This window comes from Serratia nevei (genome assembly GCF_024160145.1).
GTDB lineage: Bacteria > Pseudomonadota > Gammaproteobacteria > Enterobacterales > Enterobacteriaceae > Serratia > Serratia nevei_A.
The window spans coordinates 1-4,997 of record NZ_JAMYWQ010000072.1; the positions used below are offsets into that span (position 1 = coordinate 1).

The following is a 4,997-nucleotide window of genomic DNA, read 5'->3' on the forward strand; positions in this document are numbered from 1 at the left end:
CTTTTTCTTCTGGCGCGTTATCGATCTGGTCGAAAGCACGTGCAGAACCGCCGTAGGTTTTAGCCAGTACGGTAGTGATCGCTGCAGTCAGGGTAGTTTTACCGTGGTCAACGTGGCCGATAGTACCGACGTTAACGTGCGGTTTTGTACGTTCAAACTTTTCTTTAGACATCGATTGTCCCTCTAAGACACGGATAAATCGGTGGTATCACCACATCAACCAAGCATTTGCTCGTTGAATCCAGAACAGAAAGAAAATCAGGGGGCGAGAAATTAAGAAGTGGTGCTGATAGGCAGATTCGAACTGCCGACCTCACCCTTACCAAGGGTGCGCTCTACCAACTGAGCTATATCAGCACATCTTGGAGCGGGCAGTGGGAATCGAACCCACATCATCAGCTTGGAAGGCTGAGGTAATAGCCATTATACGATGCCCGCATCCTGGAACTCGGCTACCTGATTTTTCTGTAGAATTTTGGGATGGAGCAGGATTGTTCATCACTCGGCTCGCATCCTTCGGGCCGGCTGCGCCTTGCGCTGCACAGCTCGAACCTTGTCGAAGGCTTTCGCCCTCTCCTCCCGCCATCAACCGTTGCGGTATTTATCGCATCTCAGTTAATCGCCGAAGGCAAGATTTGGTGGTGGGGGAAGGATTCGAACCTTCGAAGTCTGTGACGGCAGATTTACAGTCTGCTCCCTTTGGCCGCTCGGGAACCCCACCAGATTTTAACTACTTGTGACTTGAATGGTGCCGGCTACCGGAATCGAACTGGTGACCTACTGATTACAAGTCAGTTGCTCTACCTACTGAGCTAAGCCGGCATCAAGTGCAGCGCATTCTAGGTAGAGCGGGCGACCTATGCAACAAAAAAATTGCTTTACGCGCACTTTCGCTCATAAATCAGTCAATTTTGCATGCTGCCATGCAATTCATGGCCTGCGGCGTGCAAACATTCATCACTAGCGGCAATCATTCTCTACAATTTTATCCACTTTTTGCAAGCCTTGAGCGTTCCTTTCTCCGTGTCGGGCTTCTCAAAACAGTTAACCCGCGGCGGTAAACTGTGAGCGGGATCGATGCCCCACCTGCCCCGGTCCCGACATGGACTACACGGATTCTTTGCCCTTTCGTCTTGGCCATACCATTCGTCGCTCTGGCGCAGTTATCGCATAGGCGCAAGACGCTGGAGCAAGCGCCCTGCAGCAGCCACGTGGGCGCCTGTAACGGGATACCCAGTCCGGTTCGACGGCAAAAGCGTTTTATCGCAGCCTGAATTATCGCTGTTTGGGCAAGCGACCGGTTTATGCGGCGCCCCCGATGGGCATACCCTCCGATCGTCATGGCGGTATCCGCCCCTGATGATACCCCCTTGCAACCCCGCTTTATCAACTGCGCGCCGCTTCGCACAATTGACATAAACTGCTGCCAATCGACAACTTTTGCGAAAAAAGTCTACGCCAAAAACGAAGCTGTCTATAATATGCAGCTTGTTTATTCTCTGGAGCTGGCGTCCGGCGCCTTTCCCAACCTGCGTTAACAGGCAGAATTTGGCTTATGATAAAAAGAGATCAATCTTTAGCAACGCCCTACCTACAGTTCGATCGTACCCAATGGGCTGCGTTGCGAGATTCGGTGCCGCTGACGTTGTCGGAAGAAGAGATCGTTAAACTGAAAGGGATTAACGAAGATCTCTCGTTGGAAGAAGTTGCGCAGATTTATCTGCCGCTGTCACGACTGTTGAACTTCTATATCAGTTCCAACCTGCGTCGGCAGGCAGTGCTGGAGCAATTCCTCGGTACCGACGGGCAAAAGATTCCCTATGTCATCGGCATCGCCGGCAGCGTCGCCGTCGGCAAGAGCACAACCGCGCGTCTGTTGCAGGCGCTGCTGAGCCGTTGGCCGGAACACCGCAGCGTTGAGTTGATCACAACCGACGGTTTCTTGCACCCTAACAAGGTGCTGAACGAACGCGGTTTGATGAAGAAAAAGGGCTTCCCGCAGTCTTACGATATGCATAGCCTGGTGAAATTCGTGTCGGAAGTGAAGTCCGGCGCCAAACGCGTCACCGCCCCTGTCTATTCCCACTTGATCTATGACGTTGTGCCCGAAGGCAATAAGGTCATTGAGCAGCCGGATATTCTGATCCTGGAAGGGCTGAACGTATTGCAAAGCGGCATGGATTATCCTCACGATCCGCATCGCGTATTCGTTTCCGATTTTGTCGACTTCTCCATATATGTCGATGCCCCGGAGACGCTATTGCAAAGCTGGTATATCAATCGCTTCCTGAAATTCCGTCAGGGCGCATTTTCCAATCCCGATTCTTATTTCCATAACTATTCAAAATTGCCGGAACCGGAAGCGATTAATATCGCCACACAATTATGGAATGAAATTAACGGGTTGAATTTGCAGCAGAATATACTGCCTACGCGCGAACGCGCCAGCCTGATCATGACCAAAAGCGCTAACCACGCCGTTGAAAGCGTGCGTTTAAGAAAGTAAGCCTACCTATCGATTCAGGGGACGTTGCCGTCCCCTTGTTTTTTCTAACTATTCCGCGCTGCGCAGCGATATCTCGCCACCAATGAAGGGCTTGATCTCCCCGTCTTGTTCCAACAGCAGCGCACCCTGCGAATCGATACCGCGGGCGATACCCACAATCTGCCGCTCGCCAATCAGCAGCTTGACCGGCCTGTCAATAAAGTTATCCAGGGTACGCCAGCGACCGATAAAGGGTGCCAGCCCGTCTATCTCAAACTGTTTCAACGACTGGCGCAGTTCATTGAGCAAGGTTGCAGCCAGCTCATTACGATCGATCTGAATACCCGCCTCCTGCAGGTTAATCCAGCCTTGGGTAATGGCACTGGCATTGGTATCACGCATTGCCAGGTTGATGCCGGCACCAATCACCAGTTGAGCCGCATCGCCGGTTTTCCCCGTCAGCTCGACCAGAATCCCCGCCAGTTTACGATCGTTCAGATAAAGATCGTTAGGCCACTTCACTCGCACATCCGCCGCGCCGAGACGCTGTAGCACTTCCGCCATCACCATACCGATCACCAGGCTGAGCCCCATGGCCGCCGCCGGGCCCTGTTCCAATCGCCAGAACATCGACAGATATAGATTGGCACCGAATGGCGAGATCCACTGCCGCCCACGGCGCCCTCGCCCCGCCTGTTGGTATTCAGCGACGCAGGCGTCGCCAGAGTGCAATTCGGCGATGCGGTCCAGCAAGTATTGGTTGGTGGAATCGACCACCGGCAACACGCTTACACGCTTGTCTTCCAGCAGACTGAGGATGCGTTCAGCTTCCAACAGCTGGATGGCGCTGGGCAGGCTGTAGCCTTTGCCGGGCACGGTAAAGACATCCAGTCCCCATTCGCGAATGGTTTGAATATGCTTATTGATCGCAGCACGGCTCATACCGAGTGACTCGCCGAGGTGTTCTCCGGAATGGAATTCGCCGTCGGCCAGCAGCGCGATCAGTTTTAACGGAACCTTGGTATCTTTCATGACAGCACCGCCACGGCATTCAACTCACCGGTCGCGCCAATAAAACGCACCTCGGGCTCCAGCCAGACGCCAAATTTGTCGGCCACCGTCTTGCGTACGTGGCGCGCCAGCGCCACTACATCCTGGCTGTGGGCGTTGTCGATGTTCACCAGCACCAGCGCCTGCTGGCGGTGTACCGCAGCACCACCGATACGATATCCCTTCAATTCACATTGATCGATAAGCCAGCCGGCGGCCAGCTTCACCTGGCCATCCTGCTGCGGGTAATGCGGCATGCCGGGATATTTGGTGATGAGTTCTGCGGCTTTCTCCGCATTCACCAGCGGATTCTTGAAGAAGCTGCCGGCATTGCCGGTTTCACGTGGGTCGGGCAGCTTGCTGCGACGCATGGCACATACGGATTCAAATACCTGAAGCGGCGTCGCCGTGGCGGGATCCAGCTTGACCAGATCGCCGTAGCTCAATTTAGGTTGCCACTGTTTGTTAAGACGCAAACCCAGCCCGACAATGACATGCCCGGTTTGGAAACGGTGTTTGAAAATGCTTTCCCGGTAGCCGAAACCACACTCGGCTGCCGGAATGCGATCGATAGCACCGGTAGAGAAGTCCAACAGATCGACATACTCGCAAACGTCTTTCAATTCGACGCCGTAGGCGCCGATGTTCTGAATAGGCGCAGAGCCGGCCAATCCGGGAATTAACGCCAGGTTTTCCAACCCGCAGATCCCGGCCTGCAGCGTATATTGCACCAGGTCGTGCCAATTTTCGCCGGAGCTGACGTGGAGGTACCAGGCGTCATTATCTTCCCGAACGTCGATGCCCTTTAGTTGGTTGACCATTACCGTGCCCGTAAAGTCCTCCAGGAACAGCACGTTGCTACCTTCACCGAGAATCAGCAGCGGCTCCTGACGCTTACGCGTTTGTTGCCAAACCTTGAGCATCTGCTCAATTCTATCGGCCATGATCAGGTGCGCTGCGTTGACCGGGAGCGCAAAGGTATTGTGGTTTTTTAAGGACGCGCTTTCAGTAGACATAACGTTCAGTACCCATACGGAAATAATCTTTTGCCTAGTCTACTCGATTCAAGGCGTCTGGCTAATATTTGTTTTAATTAACGTGAAATTTATCGAGTAATACACTGAAGAATTAAGATTTATCTTTGATATAACCGGATAATTCTCATCAATAGGTACATAAATAGACATTTTTATTATTTAAATAATAATCCTGGGCTATTAATTATATATTGAACTGGCTATTTTTCTGGTCAAAAACATTATGCATTCTTATGAGAATAAGCAGCATGTGCCAAAAAAGATATTTTTTTAAGCAATAGGTACAGCCAGGGAATTTATTTTACGCATAGCAAAAAGCCCTGAACGTCAGTTCAGGGCTTTCGGCTTTGTTTGATGCCTGGCAGTGTCCTACTCTCGCATGGGGAGACCCCACACTACCATCGGCGCTACGGCGTTTCACTTCT

At 52.3% G+C, this 4,997-nt stretch carries 4 protein-coding genes, 4 tRNA genes and 1 other RNA gene; 1 reads left to right on the forward strand and 8 read right to left on the reverse strand.

Features of this window, described 5'->3' with window-relative positions:
• The 6 genes from M6G53_RS24580 to M6G53_RS24605 form a co-directional block, all read right to left on the reverse strand.
• Positions 1–172, reverse strand: a 172-nt coding sequence (locus M6G53_RS24580) for a GTP-binding protein (protein ID WP_227255718.1), incomplete at its 3' end; no start/stop codon positions are given.
• A gap of 109 nt (positions 173–281) precedes the next feature.
• Positions 282–357: transfer RNA gene (locus M6G53_RS24585), tRNA-Thr, on the reverse strand.
• A 6-nt stretch (positions 358–363) separates the two neighbouring features.
• A tRNA-Gly gene (locus M6G53_RS24590) sits at positions 364–438 on the reverse strand.
• Between the two features lie 36 nt (positions 439–474).
• Positions 475–590, reverse strand: a non-coding RNA gene (locus M6G53_RS24595) — RtT sRNA.
• 46 nt (positions 591–636) lie between these two features.
• Positions 637–721 (reverse strand) — tRNA-Tyr (locus M6G53_RS24600).
• 25 nt (positions 722–746) lie between these two features.
• Positions 747–822: transfer RNA gene (locus M6G53_RS24605), tRNA-Thr, on the reverse strand.
• Between the two features lie 733 nt (positions 823–1,555).
• On the opposite strand from M6G53_RS24605, the gene coaA reads away from it, so the two are divergent.
• On the forward strand, positions 1,556–2,506 hold the full coding sequence (gene coaA, locus M6G53_RS24610) for a type I pantothenate kinase (protein WP_025304936.1): 951 nt from the start codon (positions 1,556–1,558) through the stop codon (positions 2,504–2,506).
• A gap of 48 nt (positions 2,507–2,554) precedes the next feature.
• Here coaA and birA read toward each other — a convergent pair whose 3' ends face one another.
• Both birA and murB read right to left on the reverse strand, forming a co-directional pair.
• A complete protein-coding gene (birA, locus tag M6G53_RS24615) occupies positions 2,555–3,517 on the reverse strand; it encodes a bifunctional biotin--[acetyl-CoA-carboxylase] ligase/biotin operon repressor BirA (RefSeq protein WP_253335130.1) in 963 nt (320 codons plus the stop codon).
• Entirely contained in the window at positions 3,514–4,551 is a 1,038-nt protein-coding gene (murB, locus tag M6G53_RS24620; RefSeq protein WP_253335132.1) for a UDP-N-acetylmuramate dehydrogenase, read from the reverse strand. Before murB ends, birA begins: the two co-directional genes overlap by 4 nt.
• Positions 4,552–4,997: the final 446 nt, after the last annotated feature.